Source organism: Streptomyces sp. NPDC001135 (assembly GCF_053598395.1).
Genome location: NZ_JBSFKD010000046.1, coordinates 32,191 through 51,782 on the forward strand (window position 1 = coordinate 32,191; position 19,592 = coordinate 51,782).

27 protein-coding genes and 2 pseudogenes are annotated in these 19,592 nt (G+C 70.3%); 15 read left to right on the top strand and 14 right to left on the bottom strand.

The window, feature by feature from the left end; genetic code table 11:
* The first annotated feature begins 207 nt into the window (after positions 1–207).
* From ACWC94_RS37795 to ACWC94_RS37805, 3 genes are all read left to right on the top strand, one after another.
* Positions 208–1,359, top strand: coding sequence for a hypothetical protein (locus tag ACWC94_RS37795; protein WP_450801817.1), 1,152 nt, complete (start codon positions 208–210; stop codon positions 1,357–1,359).
* 277 nt (positions 1,360–1,636) lie between these two features.
* A complete protein-coding gene (locus tag ACWC94_RS37800; RefSeq protein WP_450801818.1) occupies positions 1,637–2,173 on the top strand; it encodes an AbiJ-related protein in 537 nt (178 codons plus the stop codon).
* 112 nt (positions 2,174–2,285) lie between these two features.
* The gene (locus ACWC94_RS37805) at positions 2,286–3,491 is read left to right on the top strand and encodes a UDP-N-acetylglucosamine--N-acetylmuramyl-(pentapeptide) pyrophosphoryl-undecaprenol N-acetylglucosamine transferase (protein ID WP_450801819.1); all 1,206 of its coding nucleotides are present in this window, start codon (positions 2,286–2,288) and stop codon (positions 3,489–3,491) included.
* 165 nt (positions 3,492–3,656) lie between these two features.
* Here ACWC94_RS37805 and ACWC94_RS37810 read toward each other — a convergent pair.
* Both ACWC94_RS37810 and ACWC94_RS37815 read right to left on the bottom strand, forming a co-directional pair.
* Positions 3,657–3,788 (bottom strand): annotated as a pseudogene (locus ACWC94_RS37810) (hypothetical protein); the annotation flags it as partial.
* On the bottom strand, positions 3,764–3,916 hold the full coding sequence (locus ACWC94_RS37815) for a hypothetical protein (RefSeq protein ID WP_450801820.1): 153 nt from the start codon (positions 3,914–3,916) through the stop codon (positions 3,764–3,766). The pseudogene ACWC94_RS37810 and the gene ACWC94_RS37815, both read right to left, overlap by 25 nt.
* Before the next feature lie 419 nt (positions 3,917–4,335).
* Between ACWC94_RS37815 and ACWC94_RS37820 the strand changes: the two genes are divergently transcribed.
* Complete coding sequence (locus ACWC94_RS37820) at positions 4,336–4,554, top strand: hypothetical protein (protein ID WP_450801821.1); 219 nt, start codon at positions 4,336–4,338, stop codon at positions 4,552–4,554.
* A 31-nt stretch (positions 4,555–4,585) separates the two neighbouring features.
* On the opposite strand, the gene ACWC94_RS37825 is transcribed toward ACWC94_RS37820, so the two are convergent.
* A complete protein-coding gene (locus ACWC94_RS37825; RefSeq protein WP_450801822.1) occupies positions 4,586–4,714 on the bottom strand; it encodes a hypothetical protein in 129 nt (42 codons plus the stop codon).
* 48 nt (positions 4,715–4,762) lie between these two features.
* Between ACWC94_RS37825 and ACWC94_RS37830 the strand changes: the two genes are divergently transcribed.
* From ACWC94_RS37830 to ACWC94_RS37855, 6 genes are all read left to right on the top strand, one after another.
* Positions 4,763–5,122 carry a zinc ribbon domain-containing protein YjdM gene (locus ACWC94_RS37830; protein WP_450801823.1) on the top strand — a complete coding sequence of 120 codons (360 nt, stop codon included), beginning with the start codon at positions 4,763–4,765 and terminating at the stop codon, positions 5,120–5,122.
* A gap of 171 nt (positions 5,123–5,293) precedes the next feature.
* Complete coding sequence (locus ACWC94_RS37835) at positions 5,294–5,635, top strand: ArsR/SmtB family transcription factor (RefSeq protein ID WP_450801824.1); 342 nt, start codon at positions 5,294–5,296, stop codon at positions 5,633–5,635.
* Positions 5,632–7,368 carry a SulP family inorganic anion transporter gene (locus ACWC94_RS37840; RefSeq protein ID WP_450801825.1) on the top strand — a complete coding sequence of 579 codons (1,737 nt, stop codon included), beginning with the start codon at positions 5,632–5,634 and terminating at the stop codon, positions 7,366–7,368. Before ACWC94_RS37835 ends, ACWC94_RS37840 begins: the two co-directional genes overlap by 4 nt.
* Positions 7,365–7,775 carry a pyridoxamine 5'-phosphate oxidase family protein gene (locus ACWC94_RS37845; RefSeq protein WP_450801826.1) on the top strand — a complete coding sequence of 137 codons (411 nt, stop codon included), beginning with the start codon at positions 7,365–7,367 and terminating at the stop codon, positions 7,773–7,775. Before ACWC94_RS37840 ends, ACWC94_RS37845 begins: the two co-directional genes overlap by 4 nt.
* Positions 7,775–8,206: an ATP-binding protein gene (locus ACWC94_RS37850; RefSeq protein ID WP_450801827.1), complete on the top strand. Its 432-nt coding sequence runs from the start codon at positions 7,775–7,777 to the stop codon at positions 8,204–8,206. The genes ACWC94_RS37845 and ACWC94_RS37850 overlap by 1 nt, the downstream gene beginning before the upstream one ends.
* 50 nt (positions 8,207–8,256) lie before the next feature.
* Positions 8,257–8,670 (top strand): STAS domain-containing protein, encoded by a 414-nt coding sequence (locus ACWC94_RS37855; RefSeq protein ID WP_450801828.1) that lies wholly within the window; start codon positions 8,257–8,259, stop codon positions 8,668–8,670.
* Between the two features lie 10 nt (positions 8,671–8,680).
* Here the strand turns inward: ACWC94_RS37855 and ACWC94_RS37860 are convergent, their stop codons facing one another.
* From ACWC94_RS37860 to ACWC94_RS37870, 3 genes are all read right to left on the bottom strand, one after another.
* The gene (locus ACWC94_RS37860) at positions 8,681–8,986 is read right to left on the bottom strand and encodes a 2-phosphosulfolactate phosphatase (RefSeq protein WP_450801829.1); all 306 of its coding nucleotides are present in this window, start codon (positions 8,984–8,986) and stop codon (positions 8,681–8,683) included.
* A complete protein-coding gene (locus ACWC94_RS37865; protein WP_450801830.1) occupies positions 8,983–9,129 on the bottom strand; it encodes a hypothetical protein in 147 nt (48 codons plus the stop codon). Before ACWC94_RS37865 ends, ACWC94_RS37860 begins: the two co-directional genes overlap by 4 nt.
* A 371-nt stretch (positions 9,130–9,500) precedes the next feature.
* Positions 9,501–9,686 (bottom strand): hypothetical protein, encoded by a 186-nt coding sequence (locus tag ACWC94_RS37870; protein WP_450801831.1) that lies wholly within the window; start codon positions 9,684–9,686, stop codon positions 9,501–9,503.
* 209 nt (positions 9,687–9,895) lie between these two features.
* Between ACWC94_RS37870 and ACWC94_RS37875 the strand changes: the two genes are divergently transcribed.
* Both ACWC94_RS37875 and ACWC94_RS37880 read left to right on the top strand, forming a co-directional pair.
* Positions 9,896–10,246 carry an ArsR/SmtB family transcription factor gene (locus tag ACWC94_RS37875; protein ID WP_450801832.1) on the top strand — a complete coding sequence of 117 codons (351 nt, stop codon included), beginning with the start codon at positions 9,896–9,898 and terminating at the stop codon, positions 10,244–10,246.
* A 295-nt stretch (positions 10,247–10,541) separates the two neighbouring features.
* Positions 10,542–10,811: an NADH-quinone oxidoreductase subunit B family protein gene (locus ACWC94_RS37880; protein WP_450801833.1), complete on the top strand. Its 270-nt coding sequence runs from the start codon at positions 10,542–10,544 to the stop codon at positions 10,809–10,811.
* Positions 10,812–11,011: 200 nt separating this feature from the next.
* On the opposite strand, the gene ACWC94_RS37885 is transcribed toward ACWC94_RS37880, so the two are convergent.
* The 3 genes from ACWC94_RS37885 to ACWC94_RS37895 form a co-directional block, all read right to left on the bottom strand.
* Positions 11,012–11,773: a hypothetical protein gene (locus ACWC94_RS37885; RefSeq protein ID WP_450801834.1), complete on the bottom strand. Its 762-nt coding sequence runs from the start codon at positions 11,771–11,773 to the stop codon at positions 11,012–11,014.
* A gap of 550 nt (positions 11,774–12,323) precedes the next feature.
* On the bottom strand, positions 12,324–12,824 hold the full coding sequence (locus tag ACWC94_RS37890) for a universal stress protein (RefSeq protein WP_450801835.1): 501 nt from the start codon (positions 12,822–12,824) through the stop codon (positions 12,324–12,326).
* A 4-nt stretch (positions 12,825–12,828) separates the two neighbouring features.
* Positions 12,829–14,088 (bottom strand): SLC13 family permease, encoded by a 1,260-nt coding sequence (locus ACWC94_RS37895; RefSeq protein WP_450801836.1) that lies wholly within the window; start codon positions 14,086–14,088, stop codon positions 12,829–12,831.
* A gap of 669 nt (positions 14,089–14,757) precedes the next feature.
* Here ACWC94_RS37895 and ACWC94_RS37900 point away from each other — a divergent pair.
* The gene (locus ACWC94_RS37900; RefSeq protein ID WP_450801837.1) at positions 14,758–14,946 is read left to right on the top strand and encodes a hypothetical protein; all 189 of its coding nucleotides are present in this window, start codon (positions 14,758–14,760) and stop codon (positions 14,944–14,946) included.
* A 275-nt stretch (positions 14,947–15,221) separates the two neighbouring features.
* Here the strand turns inward: ACWC94_RS37900 and ACWC94_RS37905 are convergent, their stop codons facing one another.
* The 4 genes from ACWC94_RS37905 to ACWC94_RS37920 all read right to left on the bottom strand — a co-directional run bounded on the left by ACWC94_RS37905 (position 15,222) and on the right by ACWC94_RS37920 (position 17,547).
* Complete coding sequence (locus ACWC94_RS37905; RefSeq protein ID WP_450801838.1) at positions 15,222–15,491, bottom strand: hypothetical protein; 270 nt, start codon at positions 15,489–15,491, stop codon at positions 15,222–15,224.
* Positions 15,492–15,571: 80 nt separating this feature from the next.
* A complete protein-coding gene (locus ACWC94_RS37910) occupies positions 15,572–15,733 on the bottom strand; it encodes a hypothetical protein (protein WP_450801839.1) in 162 nt (53 codons plus the stop codon).
* A 675-nt stretch (positions 15,734–16,408) separates the two neighbouring features.
* Entirely contained in the window at positions 16,409–16,606 is a 198-nt protein-coding gene (locus ACWC94_RS37915; protein ID WP_450801840.1) for a transposase, read from the bottom strand.
* Positions 16,603–17,547, bottom strand: a complete 945-nt coding sequence (locus tag ACWC94_RS37920) for a transposase (RefSeq protein WP_450801841.1) — start codon at positions 17,545–17,547, stop codon at positions 16,603–16,605. Before ACWC94_RS37920 ends, ACWC94_RS37915 begins: the two co-directional genes overlap by 4 nt.
* An 11-nt stretch (positions 17,548–17,558) precedes the next feature.
* On the opposite strand from ACWC94_RS37920, the pseudogene ACWC94_RS37925 reads away from it, so the two are divergent.
* Together ACWC94_RS37925 and ACWC94_RS37930 are read left to right on the top strand one after the other, a co-directional pair.
* Positions 17,559–18,423, top strand: a pseudogene (locus ACWC94_RS37925) (IS5 family transposase).
* Positions 18,424–18,608: 185 nt separating this feature from the next.
* Complete coding sequence (locus ACWC94_RS37930) at positions 18,609–18,938, top strand: hypothetical protein (protein ID WP_450801842.1); 330 nt, start codon at positions 18,609–18,611, stop codon at positions 18,936–18,938.
* A gap of 50 nt (positions 18,939–18,988) precedes the next feature.
* On the opposite strand, the gene ACWC94_RS37935 is transcribed toward ACWC94_RS37930, so the two are convergent.
* Positions 18,989–19,552, bottom strand: coding sequence for a TetR/AcrR family transcriptional regulator (locus ACWC94_RS37935; RefSeq protein WP_397641277.1), 564 nt, complete (start codon positions 19,550–19,552; stop codon positions 18,989–18,991).
* Positions 19,553–19,592 lie beyond the last annotated feature (40 nt).

Sequence of the window (19,592 nt, forward strand, 5' to 3'; positions counted from 1 at the left end):
GCTCCTTCCACACACCGGCCACACCCGGCACCTGCGCCTGCCCCCCGAGGATGCCCTCGGTGCCCACCTCGCGGGCCACGCGCGTGAGGCCACGGACTGTGCGCTTGCTGTGTCCGGCGGACAACCAACTGTCCCGTTTCTCACGTCTACATGTGCGCCGGCCCCGCGGCGGGGAGCCGGAGCCGTCACGACGAGTAGGGGAGCGCGATGGGATGGTCCAGGCGGGTGGCCTGGCTGGTGTCGGGGATCCTGCTGAGTGGCTGTGTCTTGACGGGAACCGCGTTCGCCGCCTCCGGTCCGAAGCTCGACGTGGAGATGTTCGGCAGCGACGGGGGCCGCCCCGGGCAACTCGTGGACCTGTCCCTGGAGGGCGTGCCGCGGGGATCGAAGGTCGTGACCGCCATCTCGTCGGCGTTCTCCGGCCCGGTCGCCTTGAAGTGGTCCGACGACGACGGTCGCTTCGACGCGGTGGCCACACTGGCCATGTCCGACAAGCCGGGTGTGTATCCGCTCGTCGCGAAGATCGGTGACCGTGCCGTGGCTCAGAACAAGATACGGGTCCTGCCGTCCCATCGTCCGTCGTTCGAGGTGCAGGCTGGCTACGGCACAGCCGCCCGGCCGGGGGAGCAGATCGACACGGAGTTCGACGACCTGTACCCGGGAGAGACCGGTACCGACTTCACCGTGCGTTCCACCGCACTGGCCGATCCGGTCCGGCTCGTCCACGACAACCAGTACGACCACTACACCCCCCGCCTGTTCACCGGCCGACCGTACCTCCGCCCGGACGTGAAGGACGGTACGTACGCCTTCGACCTGTACGGGCCGGATGGCCGCCGGGTCGCCGAGAAGTCCCTCACGGTACGGGCGGCACGGCCGGGTGACAGCGACTACCTGGGCAAGGCCCGCGGCCCGGTCTTCTCCCCGACGTTCGACCTCGACACCGCCCGCGAGCACGGCTACCGCGTCCGCGCCGGAGGAAGGGTCTACGTGCTGTGGAAGGACACGTACCCGGACCCCGGCGAGGAGAACCGGCTCTCCGCCACCTCCCCGGCGTTCACCCAACCGGTCAACCTCAGGCGCGACGACACCAAGGCCGCGGACGGCGACGACCCGCGCTACTACGCCATGGCCACCGTTCGCACCGGTCTCACGCCCGGCACGTACCCGGTCACCGTGGTCGCGCACCACGGCCGGGTGAAGAGGACCGGCCACCTGATCGTCACTGGCCGTCCGGTCGCCAAGCGCAGCGTCACCGCGGGCCCCGGCACCGGCTGGCTCGGCGCGTCCGGTGGCCTGCTGGTCCTCACCGCGCTCGCTGTGTACGTCGTCCGCAGGCGCCGCCACACCACGGAGTAGCGGCCACCGCCCGACGTCCGGCGACCGCCGCACCGGACCGTGACCGGCAGCCCCAGGCCGACCCGGGCACGTCGGCCGCGCGCCGGCCTTCGGACCTGGAGCCGGGGGAGTGGGAGATACCCCGTGTCCCGTTGCAGTACGAGCGGGCGGTCCTCGTCGACGCGGTGGTGGTGCGCTTTTCACGGGCGGTGATCCTATTGCGGCTCTCTGCCTGACGTCTCGTCTGGAAAATCCCGATCGGCCGGCACCTGGCCTCCCTGCCCTTCATCCTGGACACATGAGGTCCAGTGACCCCGCCCCGGCACACCCGCAGCCATCGATCACAGCGGTGACGCGGTACGAGATCTTCAACTACCTGCGCGGAATATCGAGCCCCTGGTGCGGGACACTAGACGAGGTCACGTTCGTGGAGGACCTCTACGACCTGGACCAACCTACGTACGAGAACGGTCGGCTCCCGACCGTCCGCGCTGACATCCAGCAGCACCGGATTAACAACGACGACCTGCCCGACGACTGGATCTTCGAGGATTCTCGGTTGGGGCTCTCCGACGGACCGGACGAGGTGCTGCTCGCCTTCCTGGCGCGAACCGTCCATCCCGAGGTTGCGGCTGGTGTCGAAGAGGCGACGAAGCAGGTTGAGGAGCTGAACCGGCTGCTGGCACCGGATGGATGGGGTCTGCGTCCATACGAGTTCCTCTCGGGCCGCCCTCTCTCCACACCGGTCCGGCTTCCGCCCGCGGGACCGCTGGTCCCGCTGCCGCTGAACGACGAGGACACCAGCAAGCTCGATCTGGTCCTCGGGCGGACTTAAGCCTGGCGGGAGTCGACGCGTGGCGTGGATTCAGGCGCGGCGGGCGAAGCGGGGGCCTGAAGCCGCTACTGTGGCGGCTCGTCTGATCTCCGTTTCGCCGAGGAGCAGCCTGATGCACAGCGTCCCCTTCCGTGTCGTCGTCACTGGCGGCGGGACGGGTGGACACACGTATCCCGCCCTGACGGCGGTGCGCACTCTGCAGGCACGGCTCGCCGGTGAAGGCCGGGCGCTCGAGACGCTGTGGATTGGAACGGCTGACGGTTTGGAGGCGCGGGTGGCCCCGGCTGAGGGCATCGCGTTTACCGCGGTGGCCACGGGCAAGATCCGCCGCTCCAGGAACCCGCTGAAGCTGGCGTCCCCGGCGAATGTGCGGGACATGGCGCGGGTGCCGCTCGGTGTGCTGCAGGCACGGCGGGCGATCGACCGGTTCCGGCCGGATGTGGTGCTGGCGACGGGTGGTTATGTGGCGGTGCCGGCCGGGCTTGCGGCGCGGATGTGTCACCGGCCGCTGGTGCTGCACGAGCAGACGGTGCGGCTGGGGCTGGCGAACCGGAAGCTGGCGGCGTCGGCTGCGCGGATCTGCGTGTCGTCGGAGTCGACGCTGGCGCTGCTGTCGGAGTCGGCGCGGCAGGTTGCCGTGGTGACGGGTAACCCGGTACGGCCGGAAGTCCTGTCCGGACACGCGGACAGGGCCGTGCAGGCGCTGCGGCTGTGGGGCTTTGACCGGCAGCGGCCGACCGTGTACGTCACCGGCGGTGCGCAGGGCTCGCAGCAGATCAACGAGCTGGTCGGCGAGGTGCTGCCGTGGTTGCTGCAGCAGGCGAACGTGGTGCATCAGTGCGGCCCCGCCAACGTCGAGAGCCTGCAGACGCGGGCGGCTGGGCTGCCCTCCGAGCTCGCGGGCCGGTACTACCTGGCCGGGTTCGTCGGTCCGGAGCTACCGGACGTGCTGGCCCTCGCCGATGTGGTGATCTCCCGCAGCGGTGCGGGGACGCTGGCGGAGCTGACCGCGCTGGGCAAGCCCGCGGTGTTCGTACCGCTTGCGTCGTCGGCGGGCAACGAGCAGGCGCACAACGCGCGGCACTTGCAGGAGGCGGGGGCAGCGGTCGCGCTCGAAGGTGACGTGACGGCGGACCAGGTGCGCAGCGCGTTGGGCCCGCTCCTTGCCGATGCCCACCTTCGGTGGGGCATGGCGGAGCGGGCCCGCGCGTACGGCCGTCCGGACGCGGCCGACAGGCTCGTGGACGAGATCCTGTCCGCCGCGTCCGGGCAGCCGGTCACTGCTGGTCGACGTGGAGAGCCGTCCCCGCCTCGATGAGGACGGCGCAGGCATTGAACGCCTCCTGGTCCTTGCCGATCCGGTCGGGCACGTCGCGGTCGCCGGGGTAGAGCCCGAGCTTGCGCTCGTTGGCCTCTCCACAGATCGCGCGGAGCGTTCGAGGACGGCGGTGTCCATCGCGAGGACGCTGTCGGCCCAGTTGAGCATGTCGAGGGTGATCTGCTGGCCGCGGAGGGCGGTGAGGCCGAGGCCGAGGCGCCGAGCAGAAGCGATCATCAACTCGTTGGCGGGCTCACCCGCCCATTGCCCGATCAGCCCGGCCGAGCGGACTTCCAGCTCGGCAGCGCCCCGCCGGGCGAGGGCGAGCGCGGTGAACGGCGATCGGCTTCGATGTCCTCCGGCACGGCCAGGAACACGGCGCCGGGGCGTTCACGCTGTGCGGTCTTGAACGCCTTGCGCGTCATCTCCGGCACCGCGTCTGGACACTCGATGCGTGCCGACCACTGGGTGACGGGAGTGGATACGGCGAAGCGAGCCCTGGGCGGCCAGAGCCACCATCGGCGCACCGGTAGTCATGGCGTCCGCGGTACCGAGCAGCAGATCAGGTCGACGGAGGCCGGTGGGCCACGCTCGAAGGCGTGGCAGGGGTCTGCACGGGCGCCACAGTGGTCGAGGAGGCCGTTGCCCGCTACGGAGAGCGTTACGGGCGTACGCCGGCGCCGGACCCTGAGCGTGTCGTCGTCCGGATCTCAAAAGAGCGGGCGATGGGGCAGATCCACGCTCCGCGCCCCGGGGCGCCTCAGACGCTGTGGCGTAGCGCAGACATCCCAAAAGCCGTGCACCTGGGCTGTGTACCGGCCCTGCTCCGGCGCATGCTGGTGTCATGGTCGGGCGCCCTCCTGTAGTCGTGCTCCCGCCGTCGCAGGACGGCGGACGGCGGGTGACGGTCCGCGGCGAGCGCATGGGCACGGCCTACAGCCTGTTCGACGTGCTCGACTTCCTGCACCGTACGGGCCTGCCGACCGCCGACATGGCGATCGACGACCCCGAGCTGATCGAGTGGCGCGGCGGCGGGCCGTACGACTGGCCCAACAGCGTGTAGTCCCGCGTGGAGCGCGGTCGGCGAGGCGATCTCAGCCGGCGTCGCAGCGGGCGCGGATCTCGGCGGCCTCCTGTTCTCTGAGGTCAGGCGGTACGTCGCAGCCGCGACCGCCGCCCTTGGTTGGGTCCTCGTACTGGACGGTGAGTTCGTCGTGCCGCACGACGGTCACCGAGCGGGTTGGCCGGGTTGAGCCAGATACGCTGGTGGGGTGATCGAGAATCTTCCCCCCTGCCCGAAGTGCTCCTGTGAGTACACGTACGAGATGAACGCCCTGGTGGTGTGCCCGGAGTGCGGCCATGAATGGGTTCCCGCCGAGGCTGTCACCGAGGGTGGCGAAGCTGCCGGAGAGCGTGTCATCAAGGACGCCGTCGGCAATGTGCTGCAGGACGGCGACAGCGTCGTGGTCGTGAAGGCGCTCAAGGTCAAGGGCAGCCCCTCGGGGATCAAGGCCGGGACCAAGGTGCGCAACATCCGGCTGGTCGACGGGGTCGACGGTCACGACATCGACTGCAAGGTCGACGGGTTCGGAGCGATGCAGCTCAAGTCCAGCGTGGTCAAGAAAGCCTGATGCCGGAAGCGGGACCCCCTCTGCGGAGGGGTTGGCCCGGGGTGAAGGCTGATGCTGAATTGCAAAATTTCGCAATTGGCTAGATGCTGTGTTGGCTGTGCCTGCAGGTAGCCGCAGGCACAGCCTTTCGCGTCTGCCCCGGGTGGGGCCTGTAGGGGAAGCCGAGGGGCCGTGTCCGTTCCGCTGTACCAGGCCAAGGCCGAGTTCTTCCGGATGCTGGGGCATCCGGTACGGATACGGGTGCTGGAGTTGCTGCAGGACGGGCCGATGCCGGTGCGGGACCTGCTGGCCGCCATAGAGGTGGAGCCCTCCAGCCTGTCGCAGCAGCTGGCGGTGCTGCGACGCTCGGGGATCGTCACGTCCACCCGCGAGGGTTCGACCGTCGTCTACGAGCTGGCCGGCGGCGACGTCGCCGACCTGATGAAGGCCGCGCGGCGGATCCTGACCGAGATGCTCTCCGGGCGGAACGAGCTGCTGGCCGAGCTGCGGGAATCCGAGGCTGTCGCGCGATGACCACGTCATTCAGCCGGGTGTGGGCCCGGATCGTGTTGCTGCTGCCCGGCCGGACCGACCTTGCGGAGATCCGGCGCGACCCGCGCCGGGACCTGCTGGCGGGCCTCACGGTCGCCATCGTCGCGCTGCCGCTCGCCCTTGGCTTCGGCGTCTCCTCCGGCCTCGGAGCTGAAGCGGGCCTGGCGACCGCTGTCGTCGCGGGCGCGCTGGCTGCTGTGTTCGGCGGTTCGAATCTGCAGGTGTCCGGCCCGACCGGCGCCATGACGGTCGTCCTGGTACCGATCGTGGGCGAGTTCGGGCCGACCGGGGTGCTCACTGTCGGGCTGATGGCGGGAGCCATGCTCGTCGGCCTGGCAGCGGTCCGAGCCGGGAAGTACATGCAGTACGTGCCCGCCCCGGTCGTCGAGGGCTTCACGCTCGGCATCGCTTGCGTGATCGGTCTGCAGCAGATCCCGAACGCGCTCGGCGTGTCCAAGCCCGAGGGCGACCGCGTGCTGGTGGTGACCTGGCGGGCCGTCGAGGAGTTCGCGAAGAATCCGAACTGGACGGCGGCCGGCTTCGCGGGCGCGGTTGCCGCGGTCATGTTGCTCGGCGCCCGGTGGCGGCCGACTGTGCCGTTCTCGATCGTTGCCGTGATCGCGGCGACGATCGTGGCGCAGCTGGCCCACTTGGACGCGGCGAAGCCGATCGGTGACCTGCCGTCGGGTCTGCCCGTGCCGTCGCTGTCTTTCCTCGACCTCGGCTCGCTCGGCACCCTGCTCGCCCCCGCTGTGGCGGTCGCCGCTCTGGCCGCCCTGGAGTCCCTGCTGTCCGCCTCGGTCGCCGACGGTATGACGGTCGGGCAGAAGCACAACCCGGACCGGGAGCTGTTCGGCCAGGGCCTCGCGAACATCGCAGCCCCGCTCTTCGGTGGCGTCCCGGCGACCGGAGCGATCGCCCGCACCGCGGTCAACGTGCGCACGGGCGCGAGCTCCCGGCTGGCCGCCCTCACCCACGCCGCCGTCCTTGCTGTGATCGTCTTCGCGGCGGCGCCCCTCGTCTCGAAGATCCCGCTGGCCGCCCTCGCCGGCGTGCTGCTGGCCACGGCGATCCGCATGGTCGAGGTCGGCTCGCTGAAGGCCATGGCGAAGGCCACCCGCTCCGACGCTCTCGTACTCGTCCTCACGGCCGTGGCGACGCTTGCCCTGGACCTCGTGTACGCCGTGATCATCGGCCTCCTCGTCGCGGGTGCCCTCGCCCTGCGTGCCGTGGCCAAGCAGGCCCGCTTCGACCAGGTGCCGCTCGACCGGGGCGACCACAGTGCTGAGGAGCACGCGCTGCTGGCCGAGCACATCGTGGCGTACCGCATCGACGGACCGCTGTTCTTCGCCGCCGCCCACCGTTTCCTGCTGGAGCTGGCCGAGGTCGCCGACGTCCGGGTCGTGATCCTGCGCATGTCCCGGGTGTCGACCATGGATGCAACCGGCGCGCTGGTCCTGAAGGATGTGGTGGAGAAGCTGAACCGGCGCGGCATCGTCGTCATGACCTCTGGGATACGGCCCGGTCAGCGCCAGGTTCTCGACTCGGTGGGCGCACTCGACCTCCTTCGTCTGGACGGCCGGGAGTACGCCACCACCCCCGAGGCGATCCAGGGCGCCCGCGGTCACCTGGAGACGGCCGGTGTCCTGCCTGCCGTCCCCGCGCAGACGACGAGCCCGAAGACGACAGACGTCAGCGAGGAACCAGTCCGATGAGCACTACTCCTGCCCCCCTGCGCATGATCGAGGTCTCCGGCGCGGAGGCGCTGTGGCTGCTGGAGGGCGGAAGCCTGGGCCGGCTGGTGTTCGTACAGCGGGACGTGGCCGTCGTGCGGCCCGCCCGGCATGTGTGGGAGTACGGCCGTCTGATCGTGCGAACCCCGGTGCAGGCAGTCGCGGTGTCGACGACGGTGACGTACCACGTGGACGAGGTCCGCGCGGCGACCGGCACCGGGTGGATGGTGACCGCGGCCGGTCCCGCCGATGTGATTACCGACCCGTACGAGGCCGCGCACTACCGTCGTACGCTCTCCGGCTGGACGCATGGCCCGCATGACACGATCCTGCGCGTTCATCCCCAGACGGTCACCGGGTTCCGCCTCGCCCGCGGGGCGGAGGGCTGATGGCCACGCGGCTGGAGACGCTGCCCCACCGGCACGTACTCACTCTGCCGTGCGAGCCGTCGGCGGTCCGTGTCGCCCGTCGGACCGCCGAACAGACACTGATCGAGTGGGGGATCGGTCTGCGCCATCCCGCAGTGGACCCAGCTCTGCTGATCCTCAGTGAACTGGTCACCAACAGCGTCCGGCACGCCGCCGTGCTCTCTCCGCAGGTCACGGTGTTCTATGCGGCCGGCGCGGACTGCCTGGCCTTCGCCGTCCACGACCGTCACCCCTACCAGCCGGCACTGTACGGGGCGGTCACCGGCACCGGCACCGGGACGGGAGGCTTGGCCACGGTCATGGAACTCACGCTCGGCCTGGGCGGCACAGCGGTCGTCCGCGGCGACGCCGACGGCAGTGGCAAGAGCATCTGGATCACCCTCCCCCTCTGAAACCGGACAGCAGACTCCAACCGGCAACCCGGGCAAGGAAGTTCACCACCATGACCATCGACTGGCGCTACACCGTCGAGACCAACTTCGGCATCCTGTCCGTCGCTGGATACCTGGGGCCGGACGCTGTGCGCCGTTTCACTGGCGCGATCGGCTGGGCGCTGGCCCGCGGCACCGGACCGGTCGTCATCGACCTGACCGAGCTGCGCAGCTGGTCGGCCGAGGGGCAGCTGGCGATCACCGAGGCCGCCCGCCGCCTCGCCGAGGCGGGCCGCAGCCTGGAGCTGGCCGCCATTCCCGCCGACGAGTCCCTCGTTCCTGCCGGGGACTGCCCGCCGATCCCGGTCCACGCCGACCTGGCCGCTGCGCTTGCTGCACACGGCTCAGAGCACGGGGAACAGGTGGAAGGGCGCCATGAGTGGCGCACTACAGGATGGCCGGCCGGAGACCAGGCGGCCGAGTGAGTCGCCCGGCTTATCCCGCCGCGAACGCGCCGTCGCCGTCCCGGACGGGTACGAGGGCGCCGGCGTCTTCCCCGGTGGCGATCGCCACGTCCCCGACGAATCCCATCGGCGCCAGCTGCCGGCCGGAGGCGCTGGTGCTGATCGCGTGGGCGAGGTCGGCGGTGCCTCCGTAACCTGCCTTCGCGGCGGCGGCCTCCGTGGACAGCGGGCCCGCACCCTGAGAGCACAGCGCGGAGAGGGGAGCGCCGGCACCCAGCAGGTCTTCCAGGGCGGGGCACAGACTTCCGTCCGGCCATCGCTCACCCGCAGCGATCACGGCGACCGATGCTCCGGAGTGCCGTAGCCGCGGCAGGTGAGCCAGCCGCTGACCGCGCTGATGTTGCGCAGACACGCGGCGATCACCCGCACGCCGGGCGGCGCGGCGGCGACGATGGACGCGCCGTTCGGCGACGGCAGCACCAACCGCGCCACGAAGGGGGCGGCGCGCAGATGCGCGGGGGACAGGGACCACGGGTGGCGGGGGTGTGGCGGCGGGCGGCCGGCCGGGCGCCCGACTGGCGGGCGTACACGGCGGCGGCTTTCTCGGCGCCGGACCGCTCGATGTCGGTCGCGGACGCGTCCGGCCACCAGAAGGGTGGGACCCGGATGCCCTTCTCGACGGCGACGCTCACCGCCGTGGTGAACGACAGCACGTCAACGGTGACCAGGCAGGCTGCCTCCATGGCGAGGCGGCTTGCGCCTGCGGTCCCCACTCGAAGCGGACCCCGGTGCCGCACGGGACGTCCCGGCCACCCATCGCGCTTCCCCCTGGCGCGCCGGTCATGGGCGGCTCAGCCGCGGTCGGGGTGCGGGGCCGCCTTGTCGGGACGGCTTCCCAGGGACGGCTTCAGCAGGCGGGTGTTGCCGCAGCGGGGGCAGCTGCCGTCCGGGCCGACGGCGGTGGGCCGGCGCTTGAGACGGCAGGCGGGGCACTTGAGCCAGGCGACACCGAAACCGCGCAGCGGCGTGATCCTCACGCGCCCCCCACAAGACATCAGGAATTGCTAATGTTAGCAATTCCTGATGCTGTCACCGCTTGATTCAGCGGTCCTCTTCCGGCTGCGGATTCGGACTGGCCGCTGCCGCAGGCGAGGATGGACCGCATGTTCTTGACGAGTGAGTGGATGCGATGCACCGAGGCCCGGCCAGTAGTGCCGTGCCGCTGTACCGGGGAGGGGGCGGCCAGGTGAGTACGCCGCTGTACCAGCTGAAGGCCGAGTTCTTCAAAACCCTCGGCCACCCGGCCCGCATCCGGGTCCTGGAGCTGCTGAGCGAGCGCGAGCACGCGGTCGCGGAGATGCTGCCCGAGGTCGGCATCGAGGCTGCGCACCTCTCGCAGCAGCTGGCCGTCCTGCGCCGGGCCAACCTCGTGGCGACCCGCAAGGAGGGCTCGACCGTGTACTACTCGCTGACCAGCCCGCACGTGGCCGAGCTGCTGAGGGTGGCCCGCAGCATCCTGTCCGGGGTGCTGGCCGGCCAGGCCGAGCTCCTCGCCGACCTGCAGGCCGCGCAGGTGGAAGGGAAGCCGCCGTCGTAGCGACGGCCCATAGACGGCGGCTGTCTCCCCGGAGTTGACAGCGCTCCGTGGCAACGGGAGACGGCCGCCTCCCCAGCCGGCACGCGTGTGCCGCAGAGGTAAAGCGCCGGAAAAGCGTCGTTTCCATCTGCGGGATGGCCCGTTGGTCACCTGCAGACAAGTCCTCACCGCGTCAGGGAGGGTTCGTAGGCCTGTTGCGCAAGGTCCGCACCACCGGGCGGGTGGCCGAGCCCGCGCCACCACGCTTGGAGGTGAAGCCCCACCGCAGGCCCATGAGCTCGGCGGGTCGGTGCAGGTGCGGTGTGTCGACGCGGGCTCCTGCAACGGCTGCGAGATCGAGATCGCTGCGGCCTTCAACCCGGTCTATGACGCCGAGCGGTACGGGGCGCGGCTGGTGGTCTCGCCCCGTCACGCGGACGCGGCCCTGGTGACCGGGCCCGTGACGCGCAACATGGCCGAGCCGCTGCGCCGCACGGTCGCCGCGGATGGTGGTCGCGGTGGGGGACTGCGCGATCAACTGCGGGGAGTTCGCCGGCGGGAACGGGATCGAGGGCGCTGTATCTGACGTCGGCAGTGCGCCACGAAGCACCCGGCGACGCCGCCATTGCCGTGCCCCAGCCGATGTGCTGCTCGCTTGCGCGAGCGTTCGCCGAGCAGTCCACGGGGTGGAACAGCCACGCGAGCGGTGAGTCGTATTGGCGGGCCGTGGAGGTCTTCGCTCGTTCCTCAAGGATCAGGGGCACCCGGCAGAGGACCTTGGCGACCTCACCTGGGCCACGCTCCGGCTCTGGCGTAACAGCCACAAGGACAGCCGTCTGCGGAAGCTGCTGTCCTTCTTCGTCCAGATGGCGATGCCGGCGGCGACGAGCAGAGCGAAGCCGAGCGGTAACGCGGTGTATCCGTCGCGATCGATCTGGGTGAGCTTGCCGAGCCGTTCCAGGCGGGTGGTGGCGTTCGCGACGTTGGACGGCTTGAGCTCGGCATAAGGACCTTGGACTGTCGGCCGAACTCCGTCTCCTGCACGTCGTACAGCTCGCTGCCGCCGTACGGGCCGAACTCTGACCACACGGCCGGCAGGTCGTCCATGTCCAGATCGGCGGCCGCGGCGGTGCGCAGCCGGACGGTGAGCTTGGCGCGGCTGGCGGACATGTCGTCGGGCCGGTAGACGTTGACCGCCCGGGGCAGCACGTCGAACACGATCGACATTTCGTCCTGGCCGACGGACAGGGCGGCCCTGGCTGTGGTGGAGACGATGATCGCGGTCAGCTTGTCGTCGTCCGGACAGACGTTGACGAGGTTGGAGTCGGGCAGCGGGCCGCGCTCGCAGGCGATCCACTCATTCCACCGGGCCAGGTACCAGTTCGCCCCCTCCGGGTGTTCGGCCGGTTCGACGGCCAGATCGGGACGGTCCCAGACCCACGAGCCCCCTGCCGACCCGAGCAAGGCACCGATGATGCGGGCCCACCAGGGCAGGTCCATGAAGCAGCAGGCGGGGATCGCCACCAGCGGTCCGGCACGCAGCGCCATCTCGGTGGGTGTGTACCGGCGCCACCAGCCGCTCTCCCAGTCGGGCAGGCCTTGGGTCCATATCCAGCGCACGCGGTAGGCCTCGGCCTTTGCCGCGTACGAGTTCGGCGCGGTCGTCGCGGTGGCGCCAGGGGTCAGCGATGCCGATGGTCGGCACGAGCAGGCCGTCGCTGCCCAGGGACGGGGTGTAGCCGTGGTCGAGGGCGAGGCCGCGGCGCATCCAGCGGACCTTGCGCCGGTAGCTGCGCCAGCTGCTGCGGGACATCCACTCCCACGGCTCGCCGCGCCCGGGCAGCCAGCGCCACGGTCCCGGGTTCACCGCGAGAGCGGTCGTCGTCCCCGCGCCAGCGGGGGTAGCTCGCCCTTCCGGATCTTCCGGGCCTCGATGGGCTCCTCGTCCCCGCGCCAGCGGGGGTAGCTCACCAGATTCCTACGGCGTCGATCCGGTACGGGAGCACGTCGGTACGTGAGGTGCCAGTCCGGCAGCTTCGGTTGGAAGACTTCACGGAGTCGACGCGTGCGCGACGACGGGTGGGCAGTGGTCTATGCGCTACCGGTGGTCCGGCGGGTGTGGTGGCGGGGGCGGGATCGTGGCGATGCCGGGCGCGGTCTCGGGCCAGACCAGCAGGACGGGGCAGGGGGCGTGGTCGACGATGAAGCGGCTGGCGGGGCCGAGGCTGCGGGGGCCGAGGTGGGCGCGGTCGCCGTCGCGGGCGAGGATGAGCAGGTCGGCGCCTTCGGCTGCGGCGACGACTTCCCGCTCGACGCGGCCGGTGCGCTCCTGCCGGGTGCACGGGCGGCCCAGCCGCTGTGCGGCGTCGGTGAGGAGCTGGTCGGCGGAGGCGGCGGCCAGGTGCTCCAGCCGTGTGCCGGGGTCGCGTTCGGGGTGACCGCGGCCGAGCAGCCCGGCGAACGCGCCGTGGGCCGCACCCGGAACGTCAGCCGGGGTGACGTGGAGCAGGACGATGTCGGCGTTCTCGGGGGTGTGGGTGCGGGCAGCGGCCACGCATGCGGGCCAGGTGCCCTCGATGATCCAGACCAGCACGGCCATGTGGTCAGCCTCCTTGGATCGCGGTCAGTGAGACCCACAGTGCCAGCACCGCGGCGCCCAGGCTGGCCGGTACGGCGTACAGGCCGAGCCGGGTGAACTCCTTCAGCTCCACCTCGGCGTCGTGGGCGTGGACGATGCGCCGCCACAGCAGGGTGGCCAGCGAGCCGGCGTAGGTGAGGTTCGGCCCGATGTTCACCCCGAGCAGCACCGCGAGAATGGCGCCGGGCCCGGACGGGGTGGTCAGCGGCAGCAGCACCAGCACCGCGGGCAGGTTGTTGATCACGTTGGCCAGGACGGCGGCCAGCGCCGCGAGGCCCAGCAGGGCGGGCAGGCCGGTGCCGTCCGGGATGAGGTGCCCGAGGGCGGTGTCGAGGCTGTTGTCGACGACGGCGCGGACCACGATGCCCAGGGCCAGGACGAAGGCGAGGAACGGCACCGCGCTCGCGCGCAGGATGGCGACAGGCGTCGTGCGGCGCTGGGCCAGGGCACGGACCGCGAGGACGGCGGCGCCCGCGAACGCCGCCCAGGCGGGGTTGACCCCGACCGCGGACGTCAGAACGAACCCGGCCAGCGTGCATGCCACGGTGGCCAGCGCGAATACCGGTACCTCGCGCGGTTCGGCGGTAGCCGGGGCCGTGGCGCCGGCGTCCAGGTCGGCGGTGAAGAACCGGCGGAAGACGCTGTACTCGACGGCGATGGCCACCAGCCAGGGCAGGGCCATCAGGGCGGCGAACCGGGTGAAGCTCAGCCCGCTGGCGGCGAACGCCAGCAGGTTGGTCAGGTTGGAGACCGGCAGCAGCAACGACGCGGTGTTCGACAGGTGGGTGCAGGCGTACACGTGCGGCCGGGACCGGGCCCCGAGCCGGGCGGCGGTGGCGAACACCACCGGGGTCAGCAGCACGATGGTGGCGTCCAGGCTGAGCACCGCGGTGATCACCGAGGCGAGGGCAAAGACCTGTACCAGCAGGCGGCGCGGCCGGCCCGCCGCGGTGCGGGCCATCCACGCCCCGCATGCGTGGAACAGGCCCTCGTCGTCGCACAGCTGGGCCAGGACCAGCACGGCCGCCAGGAACCCGATCACCGGCCCCAGCCGGGCGGCCTCGTCTGCCGCGTGGGCCAGCGAGATCGCCCCGGTGGCGATGGCGACACCGGCGGCCGGGACCGCGACGACGGCCTCCGGCCAGCCGAACGGGCGGATGACCGCGCATGCCAGCACGACCACAAGAAGAACGACGGAGAGGGCCTCCGCCAGCGCAGTACTCACAGCGCTATCTTCTCCGGCCGGGCGGTTCGGCGACCGGGGACGTCGGCCGGGAAGTCGCCGTGGTTCGGCTTCGGCTGACCTCGCGGTGAAGCCCCGCCAAGACGCCCACGGGGCGACCATGCCCGCCTGCACCTGACCGAACCAGTCGAACACCACGAGACCGAGCACCCGCACCCCCGCCTCACCAAGCGTGACCCCGAAGACGTCACCAAGCCGTTGACTGCGCATCAACCGTCGACAGTCCCCCGCACCGCCACTCCGCGCACGTCGGCAACACAGCAGGCCAAAGGCCCGCCGTTGCTAACGAACCCGCGGACCCTAGATGCCGCCGTCGTGCCCACACCGGGCCGCCTGCCGCACGGGCTGCGGAGCGGAGGGATGCCCTTCAGCAATGGCTACAGGACAAGGCTGTCGTGCGTGTTGGCCGCGCTGACGCTGACCGAGATCGGTAAGCCGACACAGTCCACGAGCAGGTGGATTTCTCAAACCGTTCTTAGCGCGGTCGGTCGGGATCGGTCCGGTCAGCCGCCCCTTCGTCATGCCGGGCAGAACGACACATCCAGCCAAATGAAACGACCTCTTATGGGCGGTTGCCGCTGCCTTGGCGTTGGCTGGGGAGCCTGCCGGGGAAGCACGAACGCGACCGGAGAATGATCACAGGAGGCTGCCGTGGAACAACAAGCCCAGTACCGCCAGGGCGAGCGGGTGAGGTACCGGAACGACCGCGGTCAGGCATGCCAGGGCACGGTGCAGGAGATCCGGGGAACCGGCCAAAGCGCCTGCTACTCGATCCGCAACGTGCAATCCCTACAGCTGGAAGAGGTGTCCCAGGCCCGCGTGGAAGGGCGTCTTTCCTAGCGGCCCGTTGCCTCTGGCGCTGTCTGAGGCACGGCCGAATTCGGGAGTGCTGCCCCGGCTCGGCATCGGATGTCGGGCCGGGACAGTGGCCTGTGGGCTTCCGGGGGCGCGACCACCGTCTTCGTGATCCTGCCGCACTGGTCGCGGAAGTACCCGGTCAGCAGGGCGCGGGCCTGGGAGAAGTCCAGGTGCCGGTAGGCGTACGCCAGCACGACCGGCGCCGCCTTCGGCGCGGCCGCGAGGTCCTCGCCGCGGGCCCGCTCCGGCCGCCGCCCCTACCGGTAGTGCCACCCGAGTACGGCGGCCGCGACCAGAGCCGCCACGAGCGCGACGCCCAGCACTGCGGTGAGCGCGCTCCGCCCGGCCTTGCGTGGGGGCGCGCCGTCCTCCGGCTCTTCTTCCTCGAACGGCACGGGCTCCGGCGGGTCCTCCCAGCCGTTCGGCGGGGGCTCGACGAAGAGGTGCGCCCGGAGGGGCTGCTCTTCCCGGCGGGCACCGAGCTCGGGGCCCGCGGGCTGCCCGGCGCGCTTGGCTGCCGCGGTCATGGTGCGGTGAGCCGGTGCCGCGGGTGCGGGCGGTGGGGCTTGCCACGGTGTCTCTTCTCATCGGTGGCCTCACGGGTGGGTCAGCCCACGAAGGCGACGTCGGAGGTCGGTCGGCTGCCGGCCACGCGCGCGAGGTCGAGTTGGAGCCGGTAGGTGTGCCCCTGTCCTTCGGGCGCGGCGGTGTTGGTCACCTTGCTGTCGGCCACGACCAGGACCCGGGCCGAGCGCACGTCAGACCGCACGATGCCCGCTTCCAGGACCTGCCATTACGGGTGTGCGCCCGCAGAGGGGAGACGATGTTGTCGTAAAGGTTCATCGAGCCGACAGCGCGCGTCCTGGAACAGCACGCCGAACAGCTTCCGCACCTCGTACAGGTCGTGCTCGCGCAGGCGGTGATGTCCCGGCCCGCGACCTTCACCGAGTCCCGCTGCGGCTTAAGCAGTCCCGGGGGCGTCTTGCGCTGATCGAGAAGCCGGTTATCGCCGTGCGGCGTCCTTGTCCGCCGTACGTGGGCTGAGCCTCGCTACGGTGAAGTACTGCCGTCCGTCCTGTACGGGCGCGCGGCGCCCGTACAGGTGCCGGGGGTCGCCACATGGCGCCGGTCCAAGGCGGCCGACGACTCCCGCGCCCGCGCGGACCGCGACGACCGGGACGATGCCGACTCAGTGCACCCCGTGCGCGAGGACGACCAACAGGCGTACCGCCCGTCCTCGACGTCCTCAAGCATCCCCGCCCCCTCCCAGCCGTACCGAGTGATCGTAAGGTGCGGGTTTCGCGTAAGGCGCGGGAAATACGGCCCGTGATCGCCAAGGACACCGGTCGGTTCTCTGACCACCAGCAGCCGAATACGAAACACGACCGGCCAACTCTCGCGCTCAGCGGCCAAGTGAAGGGTTGTGACCGCGCTTCCGTGACGGCTACGGCTGGAGGAGGATGCGGGCTCTGAGCAAGGCAAAGGAGGCTCTGCCGTACACCTGACGCTTGATCGTCTTGATTCTGTTGACGTGGCCTTCGACAACGCCGGAACTGTAGGACAGGCTGAGGCCAGCGGTGACAGCCTTGAGGTCCTGGCGGACGGAGTCAGCAAAGATGCCGATGGCCTCGGGGCCGCTCACCTCAGCTTTCTGGATCCACTCACGGAGTAGTGGCCCTGACGATGGCGGACCATGTCTGTGAACTCCCGTGCAAGGTCGCAGGCGGCGGTGTTTTCCGGACAGGCGTTCCGTGCGGCTTCCAGCTGTCCGGTATGCGAGGGGCGGAGCGTCTCCTGAGGGCGCATGATCCATGAGGTGATTGTGCGAGGGCTGGGCGTCACTGCTTGTGCGGGGATCGCTACCCCTTTTCTGATCGTCATCACGTAGCGGTTCACGACGTGATAGCCGCCGGCATAGCCGAGTGCGAGCAACTCGCGGTAGAGCTGCATCGAACCCGTGCAGCCCGCCTTGAAGCGGTGCTGCACGTAGTCGGTGAAGGGGTCGAGGACACCTGCGCCCCGGTCACGTGCCGAGACGAGGAGGTCTTCGAGACCGTTGTGCCTGTAGCGCCGTACCGTCTTGCGGTCCAGTTGCAGGCGACGGCCGATGGCGCTGAGCGACAGCCCTGCGGCGGCCAATTCGTTGACGTCCCGGTGGCGTTGGCGCGCGCGGTCGAACAGGGGAGTCGCCGGGGCAGTCAGCGGCGGTCGCGCGTCTACGGCAGCAGGTCGGCGCAGGCATGCGCGGTGTCGGCGGCGCGTTGTCTCCACGGCCGTCGAGAGGTTTTGGAGGAGGTGCCAGCGATCGGCGACTTCCAGGGCGTCAGGGGCTGCCTGTCTAATGGCCTTTGTGGAAGCCATCAGGCGGTCACGGCACACGATCTCGGCGCCGGGGTGCTCCTGAAGCCAGGCGGCAACTGAGCCGGTCTCGCGATCAGACAGGACGTCTACGGGCCGGGAGGTCTCGACATCGACGAGGACGCTGCCGTAGGTCCGCCCCCTGCGGAATGCAAGCTCGTCGATGCCCAGTATCCGCGGCGCCCGTGCCGGCACGGGCGGGGCAGCACTAGGGTCCGTCTTCAAAGATCATCAGGGTGGTAGATCATGGTGTCGTGGTACGTCGTCATGAACTCACCGACCAGGAGTGGGAGTTACTCGCTCCGCTGGTACCCCGGGCCGCGACGGGGCGGTCACGAGTAGAGGACCGGCAGGTCGTCAACGGGATGGTCTACAAGCTCCGTACCGGGATCTCCTGGCGTGACCTGCCGGAGCGCTACGGGCCGTGGAAGACGGTGTACACCCGCTTCCGCCGCTACGCGCTCGACGGGGTGTTCACCCAAGCCTTGCAGCAGGTCCAAGCCCAGGCCGACGCGGCCGGCGACATCGACTGGCTGGTCCAGATCGATTCCACCATCGTCCGCGCCCACCAGCACGCAGCCGCCACCGGCCGAAAAAGGGGCGGCATGAGCAGGACGAACCGGACGATCACGCCCTGGGTCGATCCCGAGGCGGGCTGACCACCAAAGTCCAGTGCGCAATACCGCGTTTTCGCAGGTAGGCACGAACGCCGCAGGAGCTGTAGGCCTTGTCTGCGATGACCTGGTCAGGCCAGCACCGAGGTCGGCCCAGGCCGGTGCGGGGAACACGGATCCGTTCCAGCAGAGGGCGTGCGCAGACACTGTCGTGGCGTTGGCCGGGCGTCCACCAGGATCGCGAGCGGGCAGCCCCACCATCCCGGAGAAGACCGACCAGCGACGGCACCGGCTGAGGCGCGCTTGCCACGGCGGCCGACCGCCAGGGTTCGACCGGGAGACCTACCGGCGGCGCAACATGATCGAGCGCTGCTTCAACCGGCTCAAGGGCTTCCGCGGGATCGCCACCAGATACGAGAAGACCGCCACCTCCTACGAAGCGGCAGTCACCCTCGCATCGTTCCTGCTCTGGGCAAGATCCGTTTGAAGACGGACCCTAGCTGCTTCGGTTCCAGAGCCCGGTTGTAGGCGGCGAGTGCGGTGTCGGTGAGGGTGACGGTGTCCTGCTCGCCGACGATCATCAGCAGCGGTGTCGGGCCGGCCCGGCCCGCATCCGGCCTTGTACTCGTAGCTGATCCGACAGTTGTTAAGGCCCCCCTACACGGGCGTCTCGTGATCTCTGAGGCGCAGGAGAGCCAGGAGCGGCACCTGCTCAAGCTGGCTGAACAAGGCGTGAAGGTCAAGGCCACGGGGTTCGGGCGCGTCGACCTCGACCCTGCCGACGTCATGACCGCCATCGTGAAGACCAACCCCGCCGCGCTGATGGTCGGCACGGACCTGCCCTCTACCCGCGCTCGCCGTCCCTTCGTGGACGAGGACTTCAACCTCATCGCCGAGACGGTCAGCGAGGAACACCTCGACGCCGTGCTCTGGGACAACGCCGCCGCCTTCTACCGGCTCTCCGCCAGTCCCGAGGAGGCCGACGCCGCAGCGGACAGCTGACGCAATCCGGCTTCCAGACCGGCCACACCACCCCGAGGAGAGCGCCGGGGTTATCGGCCGGTCGGGCCGAGGACCGCTGTCACGAGCCGACGCGCGTACGCGGCGTCGAGTCCGTCCGGGCGGAAGAGGATGCGGTACATCAGCGGGGCGACGACGCCGTCGATGACCGTCTCGACGTCCGGCGTCTTCTCCCCGCGTTCTGTCGCACGGGTGAGGATGACGTCGATCTGTTCGGCGGCGTAGGCCGAGCACTGGCCGGCGTTGCTGCCGTCCGGGTCGCCGAGCAGGGCGTCACGGATGTAGGCGCGGCCGGCGGGGGAGGACATCTCGTCGAGGAACTGCTCGGCCCAGGCCGTCAGGTCGGCTGGCAGGGCACCGTGGTCCCCGGGCGCGGTCTCGGGCCGCAGACGCTCGACCGCCACGTCCGACAACAGCTCCTGCAGATCCCCCCAGCGGCGGTAGATCGTCGACGGTGTCACGCCCGCGCGCTGGGCGATCATCGGTACCGTCAGGGCGTCGCGGCCCACCTCCGAGGCGAGTTCGCGCACGGCGGCGTGCACCGATGCCTGGACCCGGGCGCTGCGCCCACCGGGGCGTACCATCTGCCTGCTCATGGAACCCACCTTAAAGCGAAATTATTTGCGTCTGGTGACC

What these genes read in the sequence shown, in the direction of transcription:
- ACWC94_RS37905 (WP_450801838.1), bottom strand. Translation starts at nt 15,491, where the DNA reads ATGACCGCGGCAGCCAAGCGCGCCGGGCAGCCCGCGGGCCCCGAGCTC.
- ACWC94_RS37845 (WP_450801826.1), top strand. Translation starts at nt 7,365, where the DNA reads ATGAGCACTACTCCTGCCCCCCTGCGCATGATCGAGGTCTCCGGCGCG.
- ACWC94_RS37800 (WP_450801818.1), top strand. Translation starts at nt 1,637, where the DNA reads ATGAGGTCCAGTGACCCCGCCCCGGCACACCCGCAGCCATCGATCACA.
- ACWC94_RS37815 (WP_450801820.1), bottom strand. Translation starts at nt 3,916, where the DNA reads ATGACGCGCAAGGCGTTCAAGACCGCACAGCGTGAACGCCCCGGCGCC.
- ACWC94_RS37805 (WP_450801819.1), top strand. Translation starts at nt 2,286, where the DNA reads ATGCACAGCGTCCCCTTCCGTGTCGTCGTCACTGGCGGCGGGACGGGT.
- ACWC94_RS37795 (WP_450801817.1), top strand. Translation starts at nt 208, where the DNA reads ATGGGATGGTCCAGGCGGGTGGCCTGGCTGGTGTCGGGGATCCTGCTG.
- ACWC94_RS37935 (WP_397641277.1), bottom strand. Translation starts at nt 19,552, where the DNA reads ATGAGCAGGCAGATGGTACGCCCCGGTGGGCGCAGCGCCCGGGTCCAG.
- ACWC94_RS37885 (WP_450801834.1), bottom strand. Translation starts at nt 11,773, where the DNA reads ATGGCGCTGCGTGCCGGACCGCTGGTGGCGATCCCCGCCTGCTGCTTC.
- ACWC94_RS37890 (WP_450801835.1), bottom strand. Translation starts at nt 12,824, where the DNA reads ATGGCCGTGCTGGTCTGGATCATCGAGGGCACCTGGCCCGCATGCGTG.
- ACWC94_RS37855 (WP_450801828.1), top strand. Translation starts at nt 8,257, where the DNA reads ATGACCATCGACTGGCGCTACACCGTCGAGACCAACTTCGGCATCCTG.
- ACWC94_RS37840 (WP_450801825.1), top strand. Translation starts at nt 5,632, where the DNA reads ATGACCACGTCATTCAGCCGGGTGTGGGCCCGGATCGTGTTGCTGCTG.
- ACWC94_RS37850 (WP_450801827.1), top strand. Translation starts at nt 7,775, where the DNA reads ATGGCCACGCGGCTGGAGACGCTGCCCCACCGGCACGTACTCACTCTG.
- ACWC94_RS37820 (WP_450801821.1), top strand. Translation starts at nt 4,336, where the DNA reads ATGGTCGGGCGCCCTCCTGTAGTCGTGCTCCCGCCGTCGCAGGACGGC.